This window comes from Cedecea sp. P7760 (assembly GCF_013386425.1).
GTDB lineage: Bacteria > Pseudomonadota > Gammaproteobacteria > Enterobacterales > Enterobacteriaceae > Cedecea > Cedecea selenatireducens.
Genome location: NZ_JACARU010000030.1, coordinates 1 through 23,262 on the forward strand (window position 1 = coordinate 1; position 23,262 = coordinate 23,262).

The window sequence follows — 23,262 nt, forward strand, 5'->3', positions numbered from 1 at the left end:
ACTTTTGGGGTGCAGTCCAAATTATGCGGGGCGTTTTGTTACAAGCGTTCTGAACCTAGACCAACGTGCCGTAAATCGTCAGCAATGCGACGACAACGACAATCACCAGCGAAACCTTTTTCGCCAGAGAAACCGCAGCCTTCGGCGTTTTCATCTTATCCTGATGAGGTTCTCGTGCCAGCGAGTACTGCGCCAGCTGCGTCAGGACCTGATACTGAGAAGTATGCCTGTCGGCAAGAGAAGCAAACCACGCGGGAAGCGCTCGCTCGCCGTGGCCCAGCAGGGCATAAGCGACCCCAACCAGGCGAACAGGCACCCAGTCCAGAACGTGAAGAATGCCATCAATCCCCGAGAGCAGGCGCTCATGCGGTGTATGATGCCGGGCAAGCCAGGTCTGCCATGCACGTAAGAAAGCATAACCCGCAAGCGTGACCGGCCCCCAGACTCCGCCAACCACGAACCAAAATAGCGGGGCAAGATAGAAACGGAAGTTAATCCATAGCAACGCGTTTTGCAGCTCGCGAAGGTATTCGCGCTCGCTACATTCCGGCGGAACACCATGAATCAGCGTAAGTTCGCTCGCCATTGCATCACGCGCATGTACGTCATCATGGCTCGCGGCTTTAAGGTAAGAATGGTAATGCAGCCTGACCTGTCCTGCACCGATGCACAGCACGCCGAGCGCAATCCAGAACACCAGCAACGGGACGTTAAACAGCAGCCCATGCAAAGCGCGGGTAATCAGGAAAACCGCGGCCATAAACGCGGCGGTCATCAACAGCGTTTTTAACAGAGAAAAATGCTTCACCCGCCCAAAAAGCACTTCAAGGCGGTGATCTAGCTGCCAGTGCTCGCCCATCTTGAACAATCGCTCGCCCATCAGGACCAACAGCAGGGTAAACAGGGTCATGTGCTCTCCTTGTCGGTAGCCTTTTCAACCGCACCCAGAAAGCGCGGCCAGTCAAACGAAGGGCCTGGGTCGGTCTTACGACCGGGAGCAATATCGCTGTGGCCCGTCATGTTTTTCGCTATATCAGGATAGTGCTGAATCAGTAACTTAGCTAAAGCTGTCAGTTGCTGATACTGCGCCTCGGTGTAGGCCAGCGTATCGGTTCCCTCAAGCTCAATACCGATAGAAAAGTCGTTGCACTTTTCTCTTCCCTGATAGCTTGAAACGCCCGCATGCCACGCACGTTTATCGAAAGGGACATACTGAACAATTTCGCCGTCGCGGCGAATCAGGCAATGGGCAGAGACGCGTAAATGTGAAATACCGGCAAAGTAAGGATGAGCCTCAGGGTCGAGCGTCCCGGCAAAGAGTGCGTCAATCCAGGGGCCACCAAATTCCCCCGGCGGCAAACTGATATTGTGCACCACCAGCAACGAGGGATTTTCCTCTTCCGGTCGGCCGTCAAAATGCGGGGATGGCAGATGTTTTACCCCCACCAGCCAGCCGTCTTTAAGCTGCATGAGAGGTTCTCCTTAGAGTGGTACTTGAAGTCGCTTCAGAGTAGCATGAAACGATACTAACTTATTCATTCTGGAGTTTTATCATGCCGCCCCGCCGTTATAATCCTGACCGCCGACGTGACGAGCTGCTCGAACGAATTACCCTCGATATACCTCTCGCCGTAGCGCAGGCGCTGCGGGAAGATCTGGGGGGTGAGGTCGACCCGAACAACGACATCACGGCGCAGTTATTACCCCCAGAAAGCACGTCGCACGCGGTCGTCATCACCCGCGAAAATGGCATTTTTTGCGGTAAACGCTGGGTAGAAGAAGTCTTTATTCAGCTCGGTGGGGATGTGACGGTGACCTGGCATGTTGAAGACGGCACGGAAGTCACCAGCAATCAGCCTCTGTTTGAGCTTAACGGCCCGGCACGTGTTCTGTTAACCGGCGAACGAACCGCGCTAAACTTTGTGCAAACGCTGTCCGGCGTAGCCAGCGAAGTTCACAGCTACGTTGCGCTGCTTGAAGGCACTAAAACGCAGCTGCTTGATACCCGTAAGACGCTTCCTGGCCTGCGTACCGCGCTGAAATATGCGGTGCTTTGCGGCGGAGGCAGCAACCATCGTCTGGGACTGTCCGATGCTTTCCTGATAAAGGAAAACCACATTATCGCCTCCGGCTCTATTCGCCAGGCGGTAGAAAAAGCGTTCTGGATGCACCCTGACGTGCCGGTAGAAGTGGAAGTCGAGTCGCTTGATGAACTGGAGCAGGCGCTGAAAGCCGGGGCTGATATCATCATGCTGGACAACTTTACCGTCGACCAAATGCGTGATGCCGTCGCGCTGACGCAGGGGAAAGCGCGCCTGGAAGTCTCAGGCAACGTAACCAAAGAGACGTTGAGAACCTTCGCTGATACCGGCGTGGATTACATCTCTGTTGGCGCCCTGACCAAACACGTGCGTGCCCTCGACCTGTCTATGCGCTTCCGCTGACTCTCCATTGCTGCGGGCGTGCCTCCGGTTACGTCCGCAGTTTTGCGCGCCCGCTTCCATTTCGAATGTTGATCAACACAATCGCTATAACTACTGCGGAAGCTATTTCCCGAATCCTGATTTCCCCATTCGCTATTGCCTAACCCGTTTAGCACAGTGCTGCTCTCTAACCAAAGGAGCGGCAAATGAACAAGCAAAAAGGGTTTACGCTAATCGAACTCATGGTGGTGATAGGTATCATCGCTATTCTTAGCGCCATCGGCATTCCGGGGTATCAAAACTACCTTCGTAAAGCGGCATTGACCGATATGCTGCAAACCTTCTTACCCTATCGTACCGCCATTGAACTCTGCGCGATTGAACGGGGCGGAATCAGCAGCTGTAACGCAGGCAGTAACGGCATTGCGGAAACCAGAACGACGCGCTACGTCGGGGCAATGAGCGTAGCCAGCGGTATCGTGACGTTAAGCGGACAGGAATCGCTGAACGGGCTGACGGCAACATTCACCCCACAGTGGAGCGACACCAGCGGCGTAACCGGTTGGGTCAGGAGCTGCAATGCCGAAAACGGCTCCCCTCTAAAACAAGCCTGCGAGGACGTTTTCCGCTTTAACGAAAGCAAAGCAGGAGCTGGCGAATGAACGCAAAAGAGCAGCTTCATTCCCTTTGCCAACACTACAATGCCGTACTGGTAGAAGAGACCCAAAACGTATTACGGATTGCGACGCTTGAAGCCCCAAGTGAGCAGCTGTATGAGGCATTACGCTTTTTCTGTAACAAGCATATTGATGTAGAGATATGGCCCGCTGAAAAGCTGGAGAAATGGCAAACCCACGAATTCACACAACCCTCAGAGAAAGATCACGGCAGCTCGGTGGTCACGCTATTAAATACAACCCTCGCCGCCGCAGTGCAGCAGCGGGCCTCCGATATCCATTTTGAACCCTTCGAGAACGCCTTTCGCATTCGACTCCGCATTGATGGCGTCCTTCAGTGCCAACCGCTGCTGCCGCAGGCAATGATTGCGCCCGTCACCGCCAGGCTCAAAATTTTGGCGAACCTGGATATTGCTGAAAAGCGATTGCCGCAGGACGGACAAATGGATTATCTCGCCGAAGGCGTGAAAGCCTCGTTCCGCGTCTCGACGCTACCTTGCCGCCATGGTGAAAAAGTTGTTTTAAGGATCCTCCAGCAAGGCAAACAGAGTATGGATATGCACTCGTTGGGCATGTCGGAAGGCGAAACAGAGCAATTCAGGCATTCACTCGATGCCCCTCAGGGCATGATTTTGGTTACCGGGCCTACCGGCAGCGGAAAGACCATAACGCTTTATAGCGCCCTGGCGGCGCTTAACCGGCCGGACATAAACGTCTGTAGCGTGGAAGATCCGGTAGAAATCCCTCAGGAGGGACTCAACCAAACGCAAATAAACCCCAAGGCCGGGCTCACCTTTCAAAGCGTCCTTCGCGCCTTATTGAGACAGGATCCGGACGTCATTATGATCGGTGAAATCCGGGACGGAGAAACGGCAGAAATCGCCATCAAGTCGGCCCAGACCGGACACCTGGTTTTGTCGACGCTTCATACTAACTCTACCGTTGAAACGCTTGTTCGGCTGGAGCAAATGGCGGTTCCTCGCTGGATGATTGCTTCAGCCGTGAATATCATCGTGGCCCAAAGGCTGGTGAGAAAACTTTGCCCCAACTGCAAAAAACGTAGCGAAACGCCCATCAGATTACCCCGCCATCTTTGGCCTTCTGAGTTGCCACAATGGCACGCTCCTGGATGCGAAAGATGCTACGGGGGATATTATGGGCGTACGGCGTTATTTGAACTGCTCCCTTTATCTGCAGCCCTGCGGGTAGCAATAGCTCAGGGTGAACCTGCGGCTAAGATTGAAGCGTTAGCCAAAGAGCAAGGCATGCGTACGCTGTTCGAGAGCGGCTGCCTTGTGGTCGAACAAGGGCACACCTCTTTGGCAGAGGTTTATCGGGTGTTAGGAGTGCCAAATGCCTAAGCCCCAGCTCTGGTCCTGGGAAGCCATTGACGCCGAGGGGCAGTTGAGGACCGGCGTAATGCTAGCCGGTGAACGTACCTTGTTGGAGGAAGAGCTTCACAAGCAGCAGCTTCAGCTACTCAGTGTTAAAAAATCCTTTATAGCAGGAAGTGCCTGCTGGCACATTCAGCAGAAGATAGACGTTATCCGGCAGCTTGCGGCTCTGCTTCACGCCGGCATTGCCTTAACGGACGCGCTGCGGCTCATTGCGCGTCAGCACCCAAAACCTGAATGGTCAGCTTTATTGCAGCATATTGAACAGCAGGTATCACAGGGCATTCCGCTTTCAGAAACGCTTAAACAGTGGCTCCGTATCTTCCCGCCACTCTTTATCGCCTTATTGCATACCGGTGAACTGACCGGCAGGCTTGCAGAATGCTGCGAGCGGCTGGCCGAGCAGCAAGAACAGCAATATAAACTCACCAAAAAGGTGATGAAAGCCCTTCGCTATCCGCTTTTTATTTTTCTGGTCGCACTGCTGGTTACCGCAGGCATGGTGGGGTTTGTTCTGCCAGAATTCGCTAATATCTACCGCTCTTTTAATGCTCCCCTACCCGCCATTACCCAGGCCGTCATGAGCATTTCAGCGTGGGCAACGACGCAGAGTGGCTGGTGGATTTTGGCCGCTATCATTCTTGCCGTTACAGGCTGGTGGCTTCGTCGTACTCGCCCCAGTCTTCGGGATAAAGAGCAATTATTGCTGCTAAAAATACCGGTGATTGCGCCATTGAGGCGCGGTCAATTACTGAGCCAGATATTCACCGTGCTTACGCTCTCACAACATTCCGGCGTGCCCCTGTTACAGGGGCTTGAGGCGGTTGAGAAAACGCTAACACAGCTTTTCTGGCAACGACAGATAGCGGACATACGCAAGCAGGTTTCCGAGGGCCAACCATTATGGCGAGCGCTGGAGCAGTCGGGCCATTTCACGCCGCTTTGCCAGCAGTTGGTTCGCATCGGTGAGGAATCAGGGTCGCTGGATTTGATGCTCGAACGCTTAGCGCGCTGGCATTATGAGAAAACGCAGGAACTGGCCGAAAACCTTGCCGCAACGCTGGAGCCAGTCATGATGCTGGTCATTGGCTTGATCATTGGCACGCTGGTGATTGCGATGTATCTGCCTATTTTCCAGATGGGAGAGGCCATGAGCGGAGGAGGATGACGCAGCCGCAGCTGCGCCATCAATGCTTATCAGAGGCTATTGAAAACGCGGTTTTCCTGCTCCGCCACGCGGATGAAGGTGGTGCGTTTAGTCAGCTCTTTCAGGCGAGATGCTCCCACATAGGTGCAGGCTGAACGCAGGCCGCCGAGAATATCACGAGCGGTATTTTCAACCGGGCCACGCAGAGGCAGCTTAACGGTTTTTCCTTCTGCGGCGCGGTACTGCGCAACGCCACCAACGTGGCGGGTCATTGCAGACTCAGAGCTCATGCCGTAAAACAGCATAAATTTCTCACCGTCCTGCTCAACAACGGTACCGCCGCTTTCTTCGTGCCCTGCCAGCATGCCGCCCAGCATGACGAAGTCTGCGCCGCCGCCAAAAGCTTTAGCTACGTCGCCAGGGACCGTACAACCACCGTCGCTAACGATCTGGCCGCCAAGTCCGTGTGCTGCATCAGCACATTCAATTACCGCAGAAAGCTGAGGATAACCCACGCCGGTTTTAACGCGGGTGGTGCATACGGAGCCCGGCCCAATGCCGACTTTAACAATATCAGCGCCGGACAGGATCAGCTCTTCGCACATCTCACCGGTCACTACGTTACCGGCACAGATAACCTTCTCAGGCCAGGCTTCGCGAGCTTTGCTGACAAATTGCGTAAAGTGTTCTGAGTAGCCGTTTGCCACGTCGATGCAGATAAATTTCAGCGCCGGATTAAGGGCAAGAATCTGCTTAGTTTTGGCAAAATCTGCATCGGAAGTGCCGGTTGAAACCATGATATGACGCAGCAGGTTTTCCGGGGTCGTCTTAACAAAGTTGCTCCACTCTTCAACCGAATAGTGCTTATGTACTGCGGTTAGAATGTCGAAAGAGGCCAGCGCTTGCGCCATCGCGAAGGTGCCGACGGTGTCCATGTTTGCCGCAATAATTGGCACACCAGACCACGCAATACCAGAATGCTTGAATGTGAATTGGCGTTCCAGCTCAACGTCAGAACGGCTTTTGAGGGTGGAGCGTTTTGGGCGGATTAAAACGTCTTTAAAACCTAACTTCAAATCTTCTTCAATACGCATGTTGCAAATCCCTGGGTCGAATGGCGATGAACACATAAATACGATCGGCGAAACAACGGCCAACCCCAGTGACGCTATCATACGCAGTAATAATGGCTCCGCAAGACTGCGAAAACCGACTTTTTTACGCTACAATCGTTTAAATTTACCTGGTAAACGGTAAAAAGACCGTAGACGGGAAATTCTTTGTTTTTACGTGATGCCAACTCGCCTAAAAACATTCGCCAGAACGAATTTTATCTTATTGATAAATAAAGCATCAGGATCGATTATTTATGGTTTATACGGTTGCACTTACGGGAGGTATTGGCAGTGGTAAAAGCACCGTCGCCGAAGCCTTTTCCCGCTCAGGCATTACCGTCATCGATGCAGATGTGATTGCCCGCCAGGTTGTTGAACCCGGCCAACGTGCGTTAGCTCTCATTTCTCAACATTTTGGTCCAAAGATCCTTCTGGAAGATGGCTCTTTAAATCGCCGGGCGCTACGAGAAGAGATCTTTAGTTCCCCGCAGCAAAAGCAGTGGCTCAATAATCTACTGCATCCCTTAATCCAGCAGCAAACCCGCGATGAAATTGCTCGCGCCACCTCACCTTACGTGCTGTGGGTCGTTCCGCTGCTGGTCGAAAACAATCTGCAACAAAGAGCTAACCGGGTTTTAGTGGTGGACGTCTCCCCTGAAACTCAGATTGCGCGTACCATGCTGCGGGACAATGTCTCTCGCGAGCACGCGCAGCAGATCCTGGCCGCTCAGGCGTCCCGGGAAGCTCGTCTCGCCGTTGCAGATGACGTAATTAATAATGACGGCAGCCCACAAGACGTTGTCGTGCATGTTGACCGCCTGCATCGCCAGTACCTGAAACTGGCTGCACAGGCCGCACAACAGGAAACAAAATAATGAACACTCAGGTTCTTTTCGAACATCCACTGAATGAGAAAATGCGCACATGGCTGCGTATTGAATTTTTGATCCAACAGCTACAGTCCGCGCTCCCCGTCAGCGACAGCGCTAAGGCACTGCATTTTTTTCGTAACATCGGCGACTTACTGGATGTGTTTGAAAGGGGCGAAATCCGCACCGAGATCCTTAAAGAACTGGGCCGGCAGCAGCGCAAACTGTTGAGCTGGTCGGAAGTCCCTGGCGTTGATATGCAGCGTATCGACACGCTGCGCAGCCAGCTGGAAAGTTGCGGCAGCGTGTTAATGGCCGCGCCGCGTATCGGGCAAGTACTGCGAGAAGATAGGCTGATTGCGCTGGTAAGACAGCGTCTTAGCATCCCTGGAGGCTGCTGTAGCTTTGATCTGCCCACGCTGCATATCTGGCTTTATCTGCCGCAGGAGCAGCGAGATGCTCAGGTCGATTTCTGGCTGAAGACCCTCGAACCGGTAAAACAATCGCTCGATCTGCTGCTGGATATCATTCGTAACTCGGCGCCGTTCCGTAAACAAACCAGCCTTAATGGCTTCTACCAGGATAACGGCGATGATGCCGACCTGCTGCGCCTGCATCTTAGCCTTGGTGACCAGCTTTATCCGCAGATTTCCGGCCATAAAAGCCGCTTTGCGATTCGTTTTATGCCGCTGGACTCGGAACACGGCCTGGTGCCTGAACGTCTCGATTTCGAACTGGCCTGCTGCTAAGGAAAAAACATGAGCGAAGAGACCATCGTCAACTGCCCCGGCTGCGGTAAAGCCGTTATCTGGAACGAGAGCAGCCCTTATCGGCCATTCTGCAGCAAACGCTGCCAGCTTATAGATCTTGGAGAATGGGCCGCAGAGGAAAAACGTATTCCAAGCAGCGGCGACCTTTCTGAAAGCGAAGGCTGGAGCGAAGAGCAGGAGCGCTAAGCGTTCAGCAGCTTTAAAATAACGGGCTCATTGGCTGGCGGAAACTCGTCGGCGATGAGCTCACTTTGAGCAATCCAGCGCCCAGGCTGTCCTTCTTTTCCCCAGGGTTCCCCTTCCCACTGTTCAACCAGATAAAACCACAGCGAAATATGGCGATCGGGAAACTGATATTCCAGGGTTTCAAACAGGCTGGCACTTTGCGCCACAATGCCGGTTTCTTCCTGTAGTTCACGGATCACCGCCTGCTCTGGCGACTCTCCAGCCTCAATTTTCCCGCCGGGAAATTCCCATTTATTAGCCATGTGTGCATCGGCAGCACGTTGCGTAATGAAGATTTCACCCTGTTGATTACGGATAATGCCGACGGCGATTTGCAGTTGCTTCATATTCTCAAACTCCACGCGTAAAAAAGGCGCAGCAAGCTGCGCCTTTCCAGGGTTGTCAGACCTTAGCTCAGACGGCCATGGCACTGTTTGTATTTTTTACCGGAACCGCATGGGCAAGGATCGTTACGCCCAACTTTACGATCGCCGGTTTCAGCTGCCAGCGCCTGCGCAGCCTGAGTTTCATCATCCACATGGCTCAGCTGCTGCATACGTGCCAGACGCTCAGCTTCTTCGCGACGCTGCTGCTCCATCGCTTCCACTTCTTCCGGCATGCGCACCTGGACTTTGCTCAGGGTGCTGATCACTTCATATTTCAGTGACTCCAGCATCGCGGCAAACATAGAGAAGGACTCACGCTTATATTCTTGCTTCGGATCTTTCTGCGCGTAGCCACGCAGGTGAATACCCTGACGCAGGTAGTCCATCGCCGCCAGGTGCTCTTTCCACAGAGAATCCAGCGTTTGCAGCATGACGCCTTTTTCGAAGTGGCGCATCATTTCAGCCCCGACAACTTCTTCTTTGCGCTGATAAAGCTCAATTGCCGTCTGCAGAATACGCTCACGCAGCGTTTCTTCGTGCAGTTCAGGCTCTTTATCCAGCCATTCTTTGATTGGCATCTCGAGGTCGAAGTCGTTTTTCAGGCGCTCTTCCAGACCTTCTACGTCCCACATCTCTTCCAGAGACTGAGGCGGGATATGCGCATCAATGGTGACCTTAAAGACGTCTTCACGAATGCTGGCGATGGTTTCACTCACGTCGCTAACGTCGAGCAGCTCATTACGCTGGGTGTAGATTGCCCGGCGCTGATCGTTCGCAACGTCGTCGTATTCCAGCAGCTGTTTACGAATATCAAAGTTACGGCTTTCGACCTTACGCTGTGCGTTAGCTATCGCCTTGGTCACCCATGGGTGTTCGATAGCTTCACCCGGCTTCATGCCCAGCTTACGCATCATGTTGGAAACGCGGTCTGAGGCGAAGATGCGCATCAGAGCATCTTCCATCGACAGGTAGAAACGGGAAGAACCGGCATCACCCTGACGACCAGAACGGCCACGCAGCTGGTTATCGATACGGCGAGATTCATGACGCTCGGTACCGATAATATGCAGACCACCTGAAGCCAGCACCGCATCGTGACGAACCTTCCAGTCCGCTTTAATTTGGGCAATTTGCTCTGGCGTTGGATTTTCCAGCTCGGCAATCTCTTCCTGCCAGCTGCCGCCCAGCACGATATCCGTACCACGACCCGCCATGTTAGTGGCGATAGTTACCGCAGCAGGGTAGCCCGCCTGAGCAACAATACCCGCTTCGTTGGCGTGGAACTTGGCGTTCAGAACATTGTGTTTGATACCGGCTTTAGTCAGCTCATTGGAAACCACTTCAGATTTCTCAATGGAGATGGTCCCCACAAGCACCGGCTGACCATTCGCGGTACGCTCTTTAATGTCTTCAATGATGGCGCCAATTTTATCCAGCTCGGTCATGTAGACCAGATCCGGCATGTCCTTACGGATCATTGGGCGGTTGGTCGGCACGACAATGGTGTCGAGCTTATAAATGGAGCTGAATTCGAACGCTTCGGTGTCTGCGGTACCGGTCATCCCTGCCAGCTTCTCGTAAAGACGGAAGTAGTTCTGGAAGGTAATAGAAGCCAGCGTCTGGTTTTCGTTCTGAATATCGACGCCTTCTTTCGCTTCAACGGCCTGGTGAAGACCGTCGGACCAGCGGCGACCCTGCATGGTACGGCCGGTGTGTTCATCAACGATAATGACTTCGCCATCTTTTACGATGTAGTCAACGTCACGGGTGAACAGCGCATGGGCGCGCAGTGCAGCGGTTACGTGGTGCATTAACATGATGTTGGCAGGAGAGTACAGAGACTCACCCTCTTCCATCATACCTTCTTGCACCAGCAGTTCTTCAATCAGCACCAGACCACGTTCGGTCAGGTTAACCTGGCGAGACTTCTCATCCACGGAGAAGTGGCCTTCACCCTGGAAGGTGTCGGAGTCTTCTTTTTCCTGGCGTATCAGGTGCGGGATGATTTTGTTTACGCGTTTGTACAGCTCAGAACTGTCTTCAGCCGGGCCGGAGATAATCAGCGGAGTACGTGCTTCATCGATCAGAATGGAGTCAACCTCATCCACCAGCGCATAGTGAAGTTTACGCTGCACGCGCTCTTCCGGGCTGAAAGCCATGTTGTCGCGAAGGTAGTCAAAGCCGTATTCGTTGTTGGTACCATAGGTAATGTCCGCGGCGTAAGCTTCACGCTTGGCCGGAGCAGGCATGCCTGGCAGGTTGATACCTACGCTCAGGCCCAGGTACTCGAACAGGGGACGGTTGTTTTCGGCGTCACGCTGTGCCAGATAGTCGTTCACGGTAACTACGTGAACGCCTTTTCCGCTCAGGGCGTTCAGGTAAGCCGGCAGCGTCGCGGTCAGGGTTTTACCTTCACCAGTACGCATTTCTGCGATACAACGGTCGTTCAGGACCATACCACCAAGCAGCTGTACGTCGAAGTGGCGCATGCCGAAGACGCGCTTACTCGCTTCGCGAACCACGGCGAAGGCCTCTGGGATCAGGTTTTCCAGCACTTCGCCCTTTTCCAGACGAGCACGGAACTCATTGGTTTTAGCCTTCAGCTCATCATCAGTGAGCTTTTCCATCTGTGGTTCCATGCCGTTAATCATGGTCACCACTTTGCGCATACGGCGCAGGGTACGATCGTTACGACTACCGAAAACTTTGGTTAATAATTTGATTAGCATAATAAATTCTCAAACGCCTGCCGTCAGTGCGGTCAATAAATTGTTGTTAGTTAAGAAGATGAGTTAACTGAGGCGAAGCGGACCTGCGCGGATGCCCTGCATCTGACGGATCCACGCAACGGTGCTGAAAACTTCAGCCGCTGGCGATGCCTGGAACGCAGTCTGGCGAACAATTACGGGAGGTTTGCTTTCCTGCGTCAGCAGTGCGCTGAGCGTGTCCAGCAGAGCAAGGTGTTGTGCCTGAAGCGGCACGCTTTCCTGGGCCACCGGCAAAGCCTGGGGGACCATAGCAAAGGAAAGATGACGGATAACGGTGCGGATTGCATGCTGCTGCCAATAGTCCACACTGAAGGAAGGACGGCGCGTGCTCTCCTGCAATAAAACAAGGCTATCAAAACGTAGCTGACGCGCAGGATCGTGGCGACTGGCTGAAGCTTCAGCGGGGATACCGGTTTCTGTGTTACCGTTGAGCGCAGGCATGCCAAAACTCGCCGCGACCATCCCCAACAGGAGATGCGGCCAGAAATAACGTCTGCCAAATTGTCGCCAACGATTTAGAATACCAATCACTTTTTCCGCCGGAGCTTAATGTATGCGCGACAGTCGCCCGCAATCTTTAGAAAATCTGTTCGACGATGCCGGCCAGGAAAGCATGCTGCAGAACGTTCAGCAACGCGCCGTTGTTCTTCTGCGGCTAAACCGGGCAGTGAAAGGCATTTTGCCTGCTCCACTGCACCCCTGGTGTCGGGTTGCCAACTTTCGCCAGGGCATTCTGGTACTTGAAACTGCAAATGCCAGCTGGCTGATGCGTTTACGTTATGAGCAAGCCACGCTGCTCAGTGCATTACGCGCCCAAATCTTACCATCATTGACTTCAATCGACATCAGGATTAATCCATCGCTGGCGGTAAAAGGGCAGGAATCAGTACAAGAAAACACCACTCAGACAGGGAGTGAGAAATACGAAGTGAACCGTCAACTGAGTGAGCAGAGCGCGGAAGCGTTGAGAGAAGTGGCTAAACGTAGCCCGGAGAAATTGAGAGCAACAATAGAACGACTGGCTTCACTGGCCGGAGAGGGTACCAGCAAAACCAGTCGTAATAGATAGCTTAAGCGTTACGCCAGCACCAGGTTAGGTGCTTTAAACGCCAGCGGAAGTTCGGCTTCATCTTCGAAGGTCGCCCATTCCCAGGCTTCCTGCTTAGCCAAAACAGCCTGCAGCAGTTTGTTGTTCAGCGCGTGACCCGATTTAAAGGCGGTAAATGCGCCGATAATATTGTGGCCGCACATGAACAGATCGCCAATGGCATCCAGCATTTTGTGACGAACAAATTCATCTTCAAAACGCAGGCCGTCTTCGTTCAATACGCGATAATCGTCAACAACGATGGCACAATCGAAGCTGCCGCCCAGGCACAGGCCGCGGGACTGCAGATATTCGATATCACGCATAAAACCGAAGGTACGCGCACGGCTAATCTGACGCATAAATGCTTCAGCAGAGAAGTTCATGGCGTAGCGCTGGGTGCTTGCATCAATCGCCGGATGGTTAAAGTCGATGGTAAAATCCAACGAGAAACCATTAAACGGTGACATTTCAGCCCATTTATCGCCATCTTCCACGCGAACCGTCTCTTTAAGACGTATAAATTTCTTGGCCGAGTTCAGCTCGTCAATCCCTGCATCAAGCAGCAGATAGACAAACGGCGCCGCACTGCCGTCCATGATAGGAATTTCTGGCGCATCAACTTCAATCACGATGTTGTCGATGCCCAGCCCTGCCAGGGCAGCGTTGAGGTGCTCTACGGTAGAAATCCGCACATCATGCTCATTGACCAGACAAGTACAGAGCATGGTATCACGCACGGATTTGGCATCAGCCGGGAAATCTACCGGAGGATTCAAGTCAGTGCGACGATAGATGACCCCGGTATTTGCCGGCGCAGGGCGCAACGTCAGTGTGACCTTCTTGCCGGTATGTAAACCGACGCCAGTCGCCTGAACGATACGTTTAAGTGTCCTTTGTTTGATCATCGTATAATCTCGCCATATTACTAAGCTAGCCGAGAGTGTATATCACTAACGGCAGGCCAGTTTAGCACAAAGAGCGGATATGCCCAACTTCCGGTTTATTCTTAATCAGCTTGCTTACGCAGGAACGCTGGAATATCCAGATAGTCAGGCTCTTTCGCTGTTTGTGGCGTATTGTCGTTAACCACTTTAGCGGCCGGTTTCTGCTCTTGAGTCAGCGGAGCCATACCGTGCTGCTGGTAGCGATCCATCACCGGCTGCTGTACCTGCTTGTTAGTCACCAGGGTAATCTCAGGACGTTTATCCATGCCGATACCGGTAGCAACAACGGTTACGCGCAGCTCGTCGTTCATCTCTGGATCCAGAGAAGTACCGATAACCACGGTTGCATTGTCGGACGCGAACGCACGAATGGTGTTACCCACGGTTTCGAACTCATCCAGACGCAGGTCGAAGCCAGCGGTGATGTTAACCAGCACGCCGCGAGCACCAGACAGGTCGATATCTTCCAGCAGCGGGCTGGAGATAGCCATTTCTGCCGCTTCTTCAGCACGGTCTTCGCCACTAGCCACGCCGGAGCCCATCATGGCGTAACCCATTTCGGACATCACGGTACGCACGTCCGCGAAGTCAACGTTCATCAGGCCCGGACGAGTGATCAGTTCGGCGATACCCTGCACCGCGCCTTTCAGCACGTCGTTTGCCGCACCGAACGCGTCAAGCAGAGAGATACCACGACCCAGCACTTTCAGCAGCTTGTCGTTCGGGATAGTGATGAGGGAGTCAACGTGCTTGGACAGCTCAGCGATGCCCTGCTCGGCAAAAGCCATACGCTTTTTGCCTTCGAAGTTGAAAGGCTTGGTCACGACCGCAACGGTCAGGATCCCCAAATCTTTAGCCACTTCAGCCACAACAGGTGCAGCGCCGGTGCCGGTGCCACCGCCCATACCTGCGGCGATAAACACCATGTCTGCCCCGTCCAGCGCAGCGCGTAAAGCTTCGCGGTCTTCTTCCGCAGCATTACGACCCACTTCTGGATTTGCGCCCGCGCCCAGACCTTTAGTGATCCCATTACCAATCTGGATCGTCTGGCCGACTGCCGTTTTACGCAGCGCCTGAGCGTCAGTATTAACCGCAAAGAATTCAACGCCTTCGATGCGCTCGCGCACCATGTGTTCAACGGCATTACCGCCGCCGCCACCGACGCCGATGACTTTAATCACCGCGTCGTTGGTCAGTTCCATAGGTTCAAACATAGTTTCTCTCCGTTTTGTGCCTGTCGCCTGAGACCGCTAATTGTCTCCGGTCTCTTATAAAAATTAAAATTCTTTTCTCAGCCAGCTATTCAGTCGCTTAAACCATGAGCCAACAGAGGTCCTTTTTTCCACTTCAGCCTCACCACTGAGATGCGATTCCTTCCCGTAGTGCAACAACCCTACTGCGGTCGAGTAATACGACTCCTGGGCATAGTCAGTAAGGCCAGTAATATTCAACGGCTGACCGATACGCACCTGCGTATGGAACACACGCTGAGCACAGGCTGCCAGGCCTTCAATTTGTGCCGCGCCGCCGGTTAACACAATCCCCGCCGCCAGGTGATGTTTAACACCCTGCTGGCGAAGCTGTTCCTGTAGCTGCAAAATCTCTTCGTTGACCAGGTTGAGCAGCTCGGTATAACGAGGCTCAATCACTTCGGCCAGCGTCTGGCGCTGCAGGCTACGAGGTGGACGACCACCAACGCTCGGGACTTCGACGTTCTCGTCTTTCCCGACAATAGAGCCCAGCGCACAACCATGACGCACTTTAATCGCTTCCGCATCGCTCGGTGGCGTGCCGAAGGCGTAGGCGATATCGCTGGTCACCACGTTCCCCGCATAAGGGATAACTTTGGTGTGACGCAAAGCACCGCCGGTATAGACCGCCATGTCCATGGTACCACCGCCGATATCGACAACACAGACGCCCAGCTCGCGCTCATCTTCGGTCAGTACCGCATAGCTCGCGGCCAGACCGGCAAAAATTAATTGGTCAACTTTCAGACCACAACGTTCAACCGCTTTAACGATGTTTTTCGCCATATCGTTATGGCAGGTAATCAAATGCACTTTCGCCTGCATACGAACGCCGGACAGCCCAACCGGATTCTTGATCCCTTCCTGGTAATCAATAGCGTATTCCTGTGGAATCACATGCAGAACGCGGTGTTCATCACGAACACGCACTGATTTTGCCGTATGCACCACATTTTCCACATCTTCCTGCGTCACTTCCTCTTCCGAAATCGGCACCATGCCTATCTCGTTTTGGCAGCTGATGTGCTTGCCCGACAGCGCCAGATAAACAGAAGAGATCTGGCAGTCTGCCATCAATTCAGCCTGGTCAATAGCCCGCTGTACGCACTTAACTACCGACTCGAGGTCATTTACCCCGCCTTTGTCCATACCACGCGATGGGCAGCTACCCACGCCAATAATATTGACCATACCGTCGGGCAGAACTTCCCCTACTAAAGCGGCAACCTTGGCGGTGCCAATCTCCAGTCCAACTACCAGTTTTCTGTCCGTCGCCTTGATCATTGTTGTTCTGCCTGTGCCTGATTCTGTTGCTGATTCGGATTAGGTACCGGAGGAGGAAGAGCCTCCCAACCTACCGCGGCGCCTGAATCGTATCGCAGGTCGACATAACTGATCCGTTTGTTATCAGCCTGCGCCTGCTGCTGCAGAACCGGATAAAGTTCTACAAAACGATCCAGACGTTTCATCGTATCGCCCCGACCAAGGTTGAGCTTAATTCCGTTATTCAGCGTCAACTGCCAGGAGCGGCGGGCGGTCATAGCCGCCTGTTTCAACGTAAACTTATCCTTTGCCAGCACTACGCCCATGTCACGGTAACCTTGCAGAACTTCATTTTCGCTGCCTTCCGGGCCGGAGAGCATCGGTAAAGTCTGCTTGCTGGTGCGTTCTGCTGGCACGCTGAAGGAATTTCCCTCCGCGTCAACCATATGCTGGTCATTCCAACGTGCTATCGGCACATATTCAACCAGATGAATCTTCAATTCGTCCGGCCACTGCTTTCTAACGCTTGCTTGTTTGATCCACGGCAGGCGTTCTATCTGCTGTTGGATAATATTCACGTCCTGGGTCATAAAAGTACCCGGCGGCCCCAGGGCCAGAATAGACTGGCGAATATCATCATTGCGCGTGTAGTGACGTTCTCCCGTCACCACCAGCCTGGAGAGCGGCAAACGCTGGGCGTCTTCCATCCAGCCCACCACAATCCAACCGCCGATAAACACGCTCAACAGTACCGCGCACAGGAAGATCATTCCTGCCAGACGGGACCCATTGCTGCGTCTCGAGCTGGTATTTTCCTCGGCACGATTACGCGCATTCAGTGCAGCCTGCGACATATCAGTCCGCCAGTTCCAAAATACGTACAACTAATTGTGAGAAGCTCATCCCCGCCTCGCGAGCCGCCATCGGCACCAGGCTATGGCTGGTCATCCCTGGAGAGGTATTCACTTCTAACAGGTAAAATTGCCCGTCGCTGTCCAGCATCACATCGACACGGCCCCAGCCGCTGCAGCCAATAACCTGCCACGCCTGCAGAACTAATGCCTGTAATTCCTGCTCTCTTTGCTCAATTAATCCACCCGGGCAGAAATATTGAGTTTCATCAGAGAGATACTTCGCTTCATAATCATAGAAGGTTCCAGCGGGTTGGATGCGAATAGACGGTAAAATTTCATCGCCTAAAATCGCAACCGTATACTCCGGGCCGCTCAACCACTTTTCAATCAGCACTTCTTCATCGTGTTCAAAGGCAAGCTCAAGCGCCGCAGGCAGGGCCTCTGCGTGGTCGACCTTCGACATGCCGACGCTGGAACCTTCACGGCTCGGCTTGACGATAACCGGCAATCCCAACGCGGCAACACGCTCAACCAACGCGCCGCTCAGGCCCGCAGCAATATCCTGGCGATTAACGGCAACCCACGGCGCAACAGGTAAGCCAGCACCCTGCCACAGCAGTTTGCTGCGCAGCTTATCCATCGTTATCGCCGAAGCCATCACGCCGCTGCCGGTATACGGCAGCGCCAGAAACTCCAGCAGCCCCTGCAAAGTACCGTCTTCACCACCGCGACCGTGCAGCGCGATAAAAACTTTGTCAAAGCCCTGAGCCTTCAGCTCCAGCACCGACTGGCTTTGCGGGTCGAACGCGTGAGCATCAATGCCTGCTTCTTTTAACCCGGCCAGCACCGCGCTGCCGGACTGCAGGGAAACCTCGCGTTCTGCGGAATTGCCCCCCAGAAGAACGGCGATCTTATCAGCCATGATGCCCTTCCTCTTTAGTTTGAGGCTGCAACTTGATTTCAGCCAGGTTTCGGGCGATTTTGCCGATATTCCCGGCACCTTGAACGAGAATCAAATCATTTCCCGTCAAAACAGGCGCTAAAATTTCAGCCACTTCTGCATGATCGGATACCAAAATAGGATCAACCTTGCCGCGGCCGCGAATTGTGCGGCATAAAGAGCGGCTGTCGGCGCCAGGAATCGGCGCTTCACCAGCGGGATAAACTTCCAGCATCACCAGGGAGTCAACCTGGGACAGCACGCCAGCAAAGTCATCGTACAAATCACGCGTACGCGTATAGCGGTGCGGCTGGAAAACCATTACCAGATTTTTGTCTGGCCAGCCGGCACGTGCTGCTTTAATCGTGGCATCCACTTCCGTTGGGTGGTGACCATAGTCGTCCACCAGCATGGCGGTGCCTGTTTTACCGTTGACCGACTCCAGCGGATATTCGCCCAGGAAGTCGAAACGGCGACCCGTCCCCTGGAAACTTTCCAGCGCACGAAGAATGGCTTCGTCTTCGATGCCCTCCTCCGTTGCGACAGCAACCGCCGCCGCCGCATTCAGCGCGTTATGGCGGCCCGGGGCGTTCAGCACCACATGCATGTCAGGCTTGTCCTGACGCACGATGGTGAAAAATCCCTGCGCGCCTTTCTGCTGGTAATTCTCAACGCGCACGTCCGCATCGTCGCTGAAACCGTAAGTGGTAGTCTGACGGCCAACACGCGGCAGCAGCTCGCGAATCACCGGATCGTCCACACACATCACTGCTCGACCATAAAACGGCAAATTGTGCAGGAAATTAATAAACGTCTGCTTTAAATTTTCGAAGTCGCCCTGGTAGGTATCCATATGATCGGCTTCGATATTGGTCACAATTGAGACCATCGGCTGCAAATGCAGGAACGAAGCATCGCTTTCGTCGGCCTCTGCAATAAGATAACGACTGTGCCCCAGGCGAGCATGCACGCCAGCCGCTTTCACCAGGCCACCGTTCACAAACGTCGGATCCAGACCTGCTTCGGCATAAATGCTCGACACCATCGCCGTCGTTGTCGTTTTGCCGTGCGTACCCGCGACGGCAATGCCGTGGCGGAAGCGCATCAGCTCGGCCAGCATTTCAGCACGACGGATAACCGGAATACGGGCTTCATGGGCGGCAACAATTTCCGGGTTATCCGCAGAAATTGCTGTGGAAACAACAACAACGCTTGCATCACGCACGTTTTCCGGGCGATGGTTGAAATAAATCGTGGCACCCAGTGCCGACAACTGCTGCGTGACCGGGTTCGGCGCCAGGTCGGAACCGCTGATCTGATAACCTTCGTTAGCCAATACCTCAGCAATGCCGCCCATACCGGCGCCGCCGATGCCAACAAAGTGAATGTGCCGGACGCGACGCATCTCGGGCACGATTGAACGCAGTTTCGCCAGTTGTTGTGTATTCATTCTCTAAACCTGCAAGCGGCATGCCGCCATTACATCAAATTTACAGGGGGCAATTTGCCTCCCACAAGTATTACGCGCGCGCTGCGGCGCTGACTTCATTTGCTACACGTTCGGTTGCATCAGGGATGGAAGCAGCACGCGCCCGCTCGGCCATTGCCAGCAGCGTTGCTCTGTCCCATTCGGCCAGGGTACGGGTAACGGCATCCACGGTAAACTGCGGCTGCTCCAGTATTTTCGCGGCTCCGGCCTTTTCCAGAGGCAGCGCATTCCAGTACTGCTGCCGATCTTTGTGCTGGAACGGAACAAACAGCGCGGGCAGGCCCGCTGCCGCGATTTCACTCACGGTTAACGCCCCTGAGCGGCAAACCACGACGTCAGCCCATTCATAGGCAGCCGCCATGTCATCAATAAACTCGGTAACCTTATGCTGCGGCTGGCCGGCTTCGGCATATGCCTGCTGCACAACCGCCTGGCCGCCTTTTCCGGTTTGATGCCAGATAGTCACCGTTTCACCCAGGCGTCCGGCAACCTGCGGCATAGTTTGGTTCAAAACGCGCGCGCCCTGAGAGCCGCCCACAACAAGCACCCGCACCGGGCCTTCTCGCCCGGCAAAGCGCACCTGCGGCAGCGGTAACGCCAGTACATCGTTACGCACCGGGTTGCCAACAACATCGGCCTTAGGGAATGCGCCTGGGAAGGCTTGCATCACTTTGGTCGCGATCTTCGCCAGCCATTTGTTCGTCAGCCCGGCAATGCCGTTCTGTTCATGCAGCACAACGGGAATGCCCAAAGACCAGGCAGCAAGGCCACCCGGCCCGGAAACATAGCCGCCCATGCCTAATACCACATCCGGCTTCCACGCCTTCATGATGGCGCGAGCCTGACGCCAGGCGTTAAATATACGCCCAGGAGCCAGCAATAAGGCCTTCACGCCTTTGCCACGCAGGCCTGAGATGCGAATAAAGTCAATCTCAATACCGTGTTTAGGCACCAGATCGGCTTCCATACGGTCCGCGGTACCAAGCCACCGAATATCCCATCCTTCAGCCTGAAGATGATGAGCCACGGCCAGCCCGGGGAATACGTGCCCGCCGGTACCGCCCGCCATCACCATCAACCGCTTCGCTTTGCCCGTCATTTGGCACTCCGTGTAAACGCCTGAGCTTTAGCCAGACGCGTTTCATAATCTATTCTCAACAGCAGCATGATTGCCGTGGACATAATCAGCAGGCTGGAACCGCCGTAACTGATAAGCGGCAACGTCAGGCCTTTGGTTGGCAGCATACCCGCCGCAGCCCCGACGTTAACTAACGCCTGGAAGCTAAACCAAATGCCGATAGAACACGCCAGGAAGCCGGAGAAACGCTGATCCAATTCCAGAGCACGTTTGCCGATCGACATCGCACGAAAAGCGACGAAGAATACCATCAAAAGTGCAAGCACCACACCGATATATCCCAGCTCCTCACCGATGATTGAGAAGATAAAGTCGGTGTGCGCTTCGGGCAGATATTCCAGCTTCTGGACCGAATTCCCCAGCCCTTGTCCCCACAATTCACCGCGCCCAAAAGCCATCAGTGATTGCGTTAACTGGTAGCCGCTGCCGAAAGGATCTTCCCATGGGTTCCAGAACGAGGTTACGCGGCGAATACGGTAAGGCTCAGCGAGGATTAGCAGGATAACCGCCGAAATCCCCATGCCGATAATGGCGATGAACTGCCACAGCTTTGCCCCCGCCAGGAACAGCATCGCCAGCGTGGTGACAAACAGCACAACCACGGTACCGAGGTCAGGCTGGGCCAGAAGCAGAACGGCCATCACCAGAATCACGCCCATTGGCTTCAGGAAGCCGCGCAGGTTATTTCGAACTTCATCAACCTTGCGCACAAGATAGTTTGCGAGATAACAGAACAGCGACAGCTTGGAAAACTCAGCGGGCTGGATACGCAGCGGGCCGAAGGCAATCCAACGCGATGCACCGTTAACCGAGCTGCCGACGACCAGTACAATCAGCAGCATCACGATAGAGGCCAGCAGCATAGCCGTACTGTGGCGCTGCCAGAAATCCATCGGCAGGCGTAGCGTCACCATCGCCAGCACGAACGCGACGATGATGTATAACCCGTCGCGTTTTGCGAACAGGAAAGGATCGTTGGCCAGACGCTGGCCCACCGGCATCGACGCAGAGGTCACCATAATAAAGCCGATCGCCGCCAGACCGAGGGTCAGCCAAAGCAGCGTGCGGTCATACAGCACCATGCTGTTGGCGTCGGCCTCACGGGAGCCCATTACCCACCCTTTTAACGCCGAAGCGACCCAGGCCAGGATGCCAAATCCTGGTACACGGGGAACGCGCAGGCGAGGGAGAGATAAACGCATCAGCCGAGCTCCTTCGCAAGTTGAGTAAACATATCGCCGCGTTGTTCGAAGTTTTTGAACTGATCGAGGCTGGCGCAGGCCGGAGAAAGCAGCACCATATCGCCAGATTCCACACGGGCCGCGGCAAGTTTCATTGCCTGCTCCATGGTTTCTGTCTGCTCGGCAATATCCGGGCGTAACTCGGCCAGTTCGGCACCGTCACGACCAAAGCAGTACAGGCGCACGCGGTCGCCCTGCAGGTAGCGAGCCAAAGGCGAGAAATCAGCGGACTTACCGTCTCCCCCCAGCAGCAGATGCAGCGTGCCCTCAACATGCAGGCCGTTCAACGCGGCTTCGGTACTGCCGACGTTGGTCGCCTTGGAATCGTTAATCCAGCGCACACCGTTACGCTCCCAGGCCAGCTGGAAACGGTGTGCCAGACCGGTATAGGTGGTCAGCGCTTTCAGGCTGGTAGAACGAGGCAGCTTCACCGCATCCGCCAGCGCCAGAGCTGCCAGCGCGTTGGTATAGTTGTGCTGCCCGACCAGCTTCATCTCTTTGGTGTTGAGGATCTTCTCCCCTTTCACCCGCAGCCAGGTATCACCCTGCTGGCGGTTAAGATGATAATCACCGACGTCGACACCGAAGCTGATGCAGCGCTCGTCTGCACCACGCACCGGCATGGTCAGCGCGTCGTCCGCGTTGACCACACAAACTTTGGCATTTTCATAGATGCTCAGCTTCGCCGCACGGTATTGCTGCATCCCAAACGGATAGCGATCCATATGATCTTCCGTTACGTTCAGAACGGTCGCCGCCGCGGCCTTCAGGCTATGGGTGGTTTCCAGCTGGAAACTGGAGAGTTCGAGCACATAGAGCTCACAGCCTTTATCCAGCAGCATCAGCGCTGGCAGGCCAATGTTTCCGCCCACGCCCACGTTCACGCCCGCCGCTTTCGCCATCTCTCCCACCAGCGTGGTCACTGTGCTTTTACCGTTGGAACCGGTGATCGCGACAATCGGCGCCTGGGCTTCACGGCAAAACAGTTCGATATCACCGACTATTTCGATACCAGCGTCTGCCGCCGCGCTCAATGACGGCGTGGCAAGCGCAATGCCCGGACTTGCGATAATCAAATCCGCCGCCAGGAGCCAGTCTTCATTTAACGAGCCGGTATGGCGCTCAACGTTCTCAGGCAGCTTATCAAGACCAGGAGGGGAGATACGGGAGTCCATCACGCGCGGCGTAACGCCGCGAGCAAGGAAGAAATCCACGCAAGACAGGCCGGTAAGGCCTAACCCGATGATAACGACGTTTTTACCCTGGTAATCTGCCATAT

Annotated in this window: 23 protein-coding genes; 8 read left to right on the forward strand and 15 right to left on the reverse strand. The window is 54.4% G+C overall.

Annotated features, from left to right (window positions below; genetic code table 11):
* Nucleotides 1-55 precede the first annotated feature (55 nt).
* On the reverse strand, nucleotides 56-910 hold the full coding sequence (gene ampE / locus HX778_RS12380; RefSeq protein WP_176982169.1) for a beta-lactamase regulator AmpE: 855 nt from the start codon (nucleotides 908-910) through the stop codon (nucleotides 56-58).
* Nucleotides 907-1,470, reverse strand: a complete 564-nt coding sequence (gene ampD / locus HX778_RS12385; RefSeq protein WP_038475533.1) for a 1,6-anhydro-N-acetylmuramyl-L-alanine amidase AmpD — start codon at nucleotides 1,468-1,470, stop codon at nucleotides 907-909. Before ampD ends, ampE begins: the two co-directional genes overlap by 4 nt.
* 83 nt (nucleotides 1,471-1,553) lie before the next feature.
* Here ampD and nadC point away from each other — a divergent pair, with 83 nt between their 5' ends.
* The 4 genes from nadC (at nucleotide 1,554) to hofC (ending at nucleotide 5,662) form a co-directional block, all read left to right on the forward strand.
* Nucleotides 1,554-2,444, forward strand: a complete 891-nt coding sequence (gene nadC, locus HX778_RS12390) for a carboxylating nicotinate-nucleotide diphosphorylase (protein WP_176982170.1) — start codon at nucleotides 1,554-1,556, stop codon at nucleotides 2,442-2,444.
* Nucleotides 2,445-2,629: 185 nt separating this feature from the next.
* Complete coding sequence (ppdD, locus tag HX778_RS12395; RefSeq protein ID WP_176982171.1) at nucleotides 2,630-3,085, forward strand: prepilin peptidase-dependent pilin; 456 nt, start codon at nucleotides 2,630-2,632, stop codon at nucleotides 3,083-3,085.
* Nucleotides 3,082-4,461: a type II secretion system protein GspE gene (gene gspE / locus HX778_RS12400; RefSeq protein WP_176982172.1), complete on the forward strand. Its 1,380-nt coding sequence runs from the start codon at nucleotides 3,082-3,084 to the stop codon at nucleotides 4,459-4,461. Before ppdD ends, gspE begins: the two co-directional genes overlap by 4 nt.
* Nucleotides 4,454-5,662 (forward strand): protein transport protein HofC, encoded by a 1,209-nt coding sequence (gene hofC, locus HX778_RS12405; RefSeq protein WP_176982173.1) that lies wholly within the window; start codon nucleotides 4,454-4,456, stop codon nucleotides 5,660-5,662. The genes gspE and hofC overlap by 8 nt, the downstream gene beginning before the upstream one ends.
* A gap of 29 nt (nucleotides 5,663-5,691) precedes the next feature.
* Here hofC and HX778_RS12410 read toward each other — a convergent pair whose 3' ends face one another.
* Nucleotides 5,692-6,735, reverse strand: a complete 1,044-nt coding sequence (locus HX778_RS12410) for a GMP reductase (RefSeq protein WP_038475546.1) — start codon at nucleotides 6,733-6,735, stop codon at nucleotides 5,692-5,694.
* Nucleotides 6,736-7,010: 275 nt separating this feature from the next.
* Between HX778_RS12410 and coaE the strand changes: the two genes are divergently transcribed.
* The 3 genes from coaE to yacG are packed head-to-tail and all read left to right on the forward strand — an operon-like array spanning nucleotide 7,011 to nucleotide 8,581.
* Complete coding sequence (gene coaE / locus HX778_RS12415; protein WP_038475549.1) at nucleotides 7,011-7,631, forward strand: dephospho-CoA kinase; 621 nt, start codon at nucleotides 7,011-7,013, stop codon at nucleotides 7,629-7,631.
* On the forward strand, nucleotides 7,631-8,374 hold the full coding sequence (gene zapD / locus HX778_RS12420; protein WP_038475552.1) for a cell division protein ZapD: 744 nt from the start codon (nucleotides 7,631-7,633) through the stop codon (nucleotides 8,372-8,374). The genes coaE and zapD overlap by 1 nt, the downstream gene beginning before the upstream one ends.
* 9 nt (nucleotides 8,375-8,383) lie before the next feature.
* Nucleotides 8,384-8,581 (forward strand): DNA gyrase inhibitor YacG, encoded by a 198-nt coding sequence (yacG, locus tag HX778_RS12425; RefSeq protein WP_038475555.1) that lies wholly within the window; start codon nucleotides 8,384-8,386, stop codon nucleotides 8,579-8,581.
* Here yacG and mutT read toward each other — a convergent pair.
* The 3 genes from mutT to secM form a co-directional block, all read right to left on the reverse strand.
* Complete coding sequence (gene mutT, locus HX778_RS12430; RefSeq protein ID WP_038482955.1) at nucleotides 8,578-8,967, reverse strand: 8-oxo-dGTP diphosphatase MutT; 390 nt, start codon at nucleotides 8,965-8,967, stop codon at nucleotides 8,578-8,580. The genes yacG and mutT overlap by 4 nt on opposite strands.
* A gap of 62 nt (nucleotides 8,968-9,029) precedes the next feature.
* On the reverse strand, nucleotides 9,030-11,735 hold the full coding sequence (secA, locus tag HX778_RS12435; RefSeq protein ID WP_038475558.1) for a preprotein translocase subunit SecA: 2,706 nt from the start codon (nucleotides 11,733-11,735) through the stop codon (nucleotides 9,030-9,032).
* A 63-nt stretch (nucleotides 11,736-11,798) separates the two neighbouring features.
* On the reverse strand, nucleotides 11,799-12,305 hold the full coding sequence (gene secM, locus HX778_RS12440; protein ID WP_176982174.1) for a secA translation cis-regulator SecM: 507 nt from the start codon (nucleotides 12,303-12,305) through the stop codon (nucleotides 11,799-11,801).
* Between the two features lie 22 nt (nucleotides 12,306-12,327).
* On the opposite strand from secM, the gene HX778_RS12445 reads away from it, so the two are divergent.
* Nucleotides 12,328-12,843 (forward strand): DUF721 domain-containing protein, encoded by a 516-nt coding sequence (locus tag HX778_RS12445; protein ID WP_038475565.1) that lies wholly within the window; start codon nucleotides 12,328-12,330, stop codon nucleotides 12,841-12,843.
* A gap of 8 nt (nucleotides 12,844-12,851) precedes the next feature.
* Here the strand turns inward: HX778_RS12445 and lpxC are convergent, their stop codons facing one another.
* The 9 genes from lpxC to murD form a co-directional block, all read right to left on the reverse strand.
* Nucleotides 12,852-13,769, reverse strand: a complete 918-nt coding sequence (lpxC, locus tag HX778_RS12450; RefSeq protein WP_038475568.1) for a UDP-3-O-acyl-N-acetylglucosamine deacetylase — start codon at nucleotides 13,767-13,769, stop codon at nucleotides 12,852-12,854.
* A gap of 101 nt (nucleotides 13,770-13,870) precedes the next feature.
* Nucleotides 13,871-15,022: a cell division protein FtsZ gene (gene ftsZ, locus HX778_RS12455; RefSeq protein ID WP_008461800.1), complete on the reverse strand. Its 1,152-nt coding sequence runs from the start codon at nucleotides 15,020-15,022 to the stop codon at nucleotides 13,871-13,873.
* Nucleotides 15,023-15,085: 63 nt separating this feature from the next.
* Entirely contained in the window at nucleotides 15,086-16,342 is a 1,257-nt protein-coding gene (gene ftsA, locus HX778_RS12460; RefSeq protein ID WP_008461798.1) for a cell division protein FtsA, read from the reverse strand.
* Nucleotides 16,339-17,175, reverse strand: coding sequence for a cell division protein FtsQ (gene ftsQ, locus HX778_RS12465; RefSeq protein ID WP_038475571.1), 837 nt, complete (start codon nucleotides 17,173-17,175; stop codon nucleotides 16,339-16,341). Before ftsQ ends, ftsA begins: the two co-directional genes overlap by 4 nt.
* Before the next feature lies 1 nt (nucleotide 17,176).
* Nucleotides 17,177-18,097 carry a D-alanine--D-alanine ligase gene (locus HX778_RS12470; protein ID WP_038475575.1) on the reverse strand — a complete coding sequence of 307 codons (921 nt, stop codon included), beginning with the start codon at nucleotides 18,095-18,097 and terminating at the stop codon, nucleotides 17,177-17,179.
* Nucleotides 18,090-19,565, reverse strand: coding sequence for a UDP-N-acetylmuramate--L-alanine ligase (gene murC, locus HX778_RS12475; RefSeq protein WP_038475578.1), 1,476 nt, complete (start codon nucleotides 19,563-19,565; stop codon nucleotides 18,090-18,092). Before murC ends, HX778_RS12470 begins: the two co-directional genes overlap by 8 nt.
* 70 nt (nucleotides 19,566-19,635) lie before the next feature.
* Nucleotides 19,636-20,703, reverse strand: coding sequence for an undecaprenyldiphospho-muramoylpentapeptide beta-N-acetylglucosaminyltransferase (gene murG / locus HX778_RS12480; protein ID WP_038475580.1), 1,068 nt, complete (start codon nucleotides 20,701-20,703; stop codon nucleotides 19,636-19,638).
* Nucleotides 20,700-21,944, reverse strand: coding sequence for a cell division protein FtsW (ftsW, locus tag HX778_RS12485; protein ID WP_038475584.1), 1,245 nt, complete (start codon nucleotides 21,942-21,944; stop codon nucleotides 20,700-20,702). Before ftsW ends, murG begins: the two co-directional genes overlap by 4 nt.
* Entirely contained in the window at nucleotides 21,944-23,260 is a 1,317-nt protein-coding gene (murD, locus tag HX778_RS12490) for a UDP-N-acetylmuramoyl-L-alanine--D-glutamate ligase (protein WP_176982175.1), read from the reverse strand. The genes ftsW and murD overlap by 1 nt, the downstream gene beginning before the upstream one ends.
* Nucleotides 23,261-23,262: the final 2 nt, after the last annotated feature.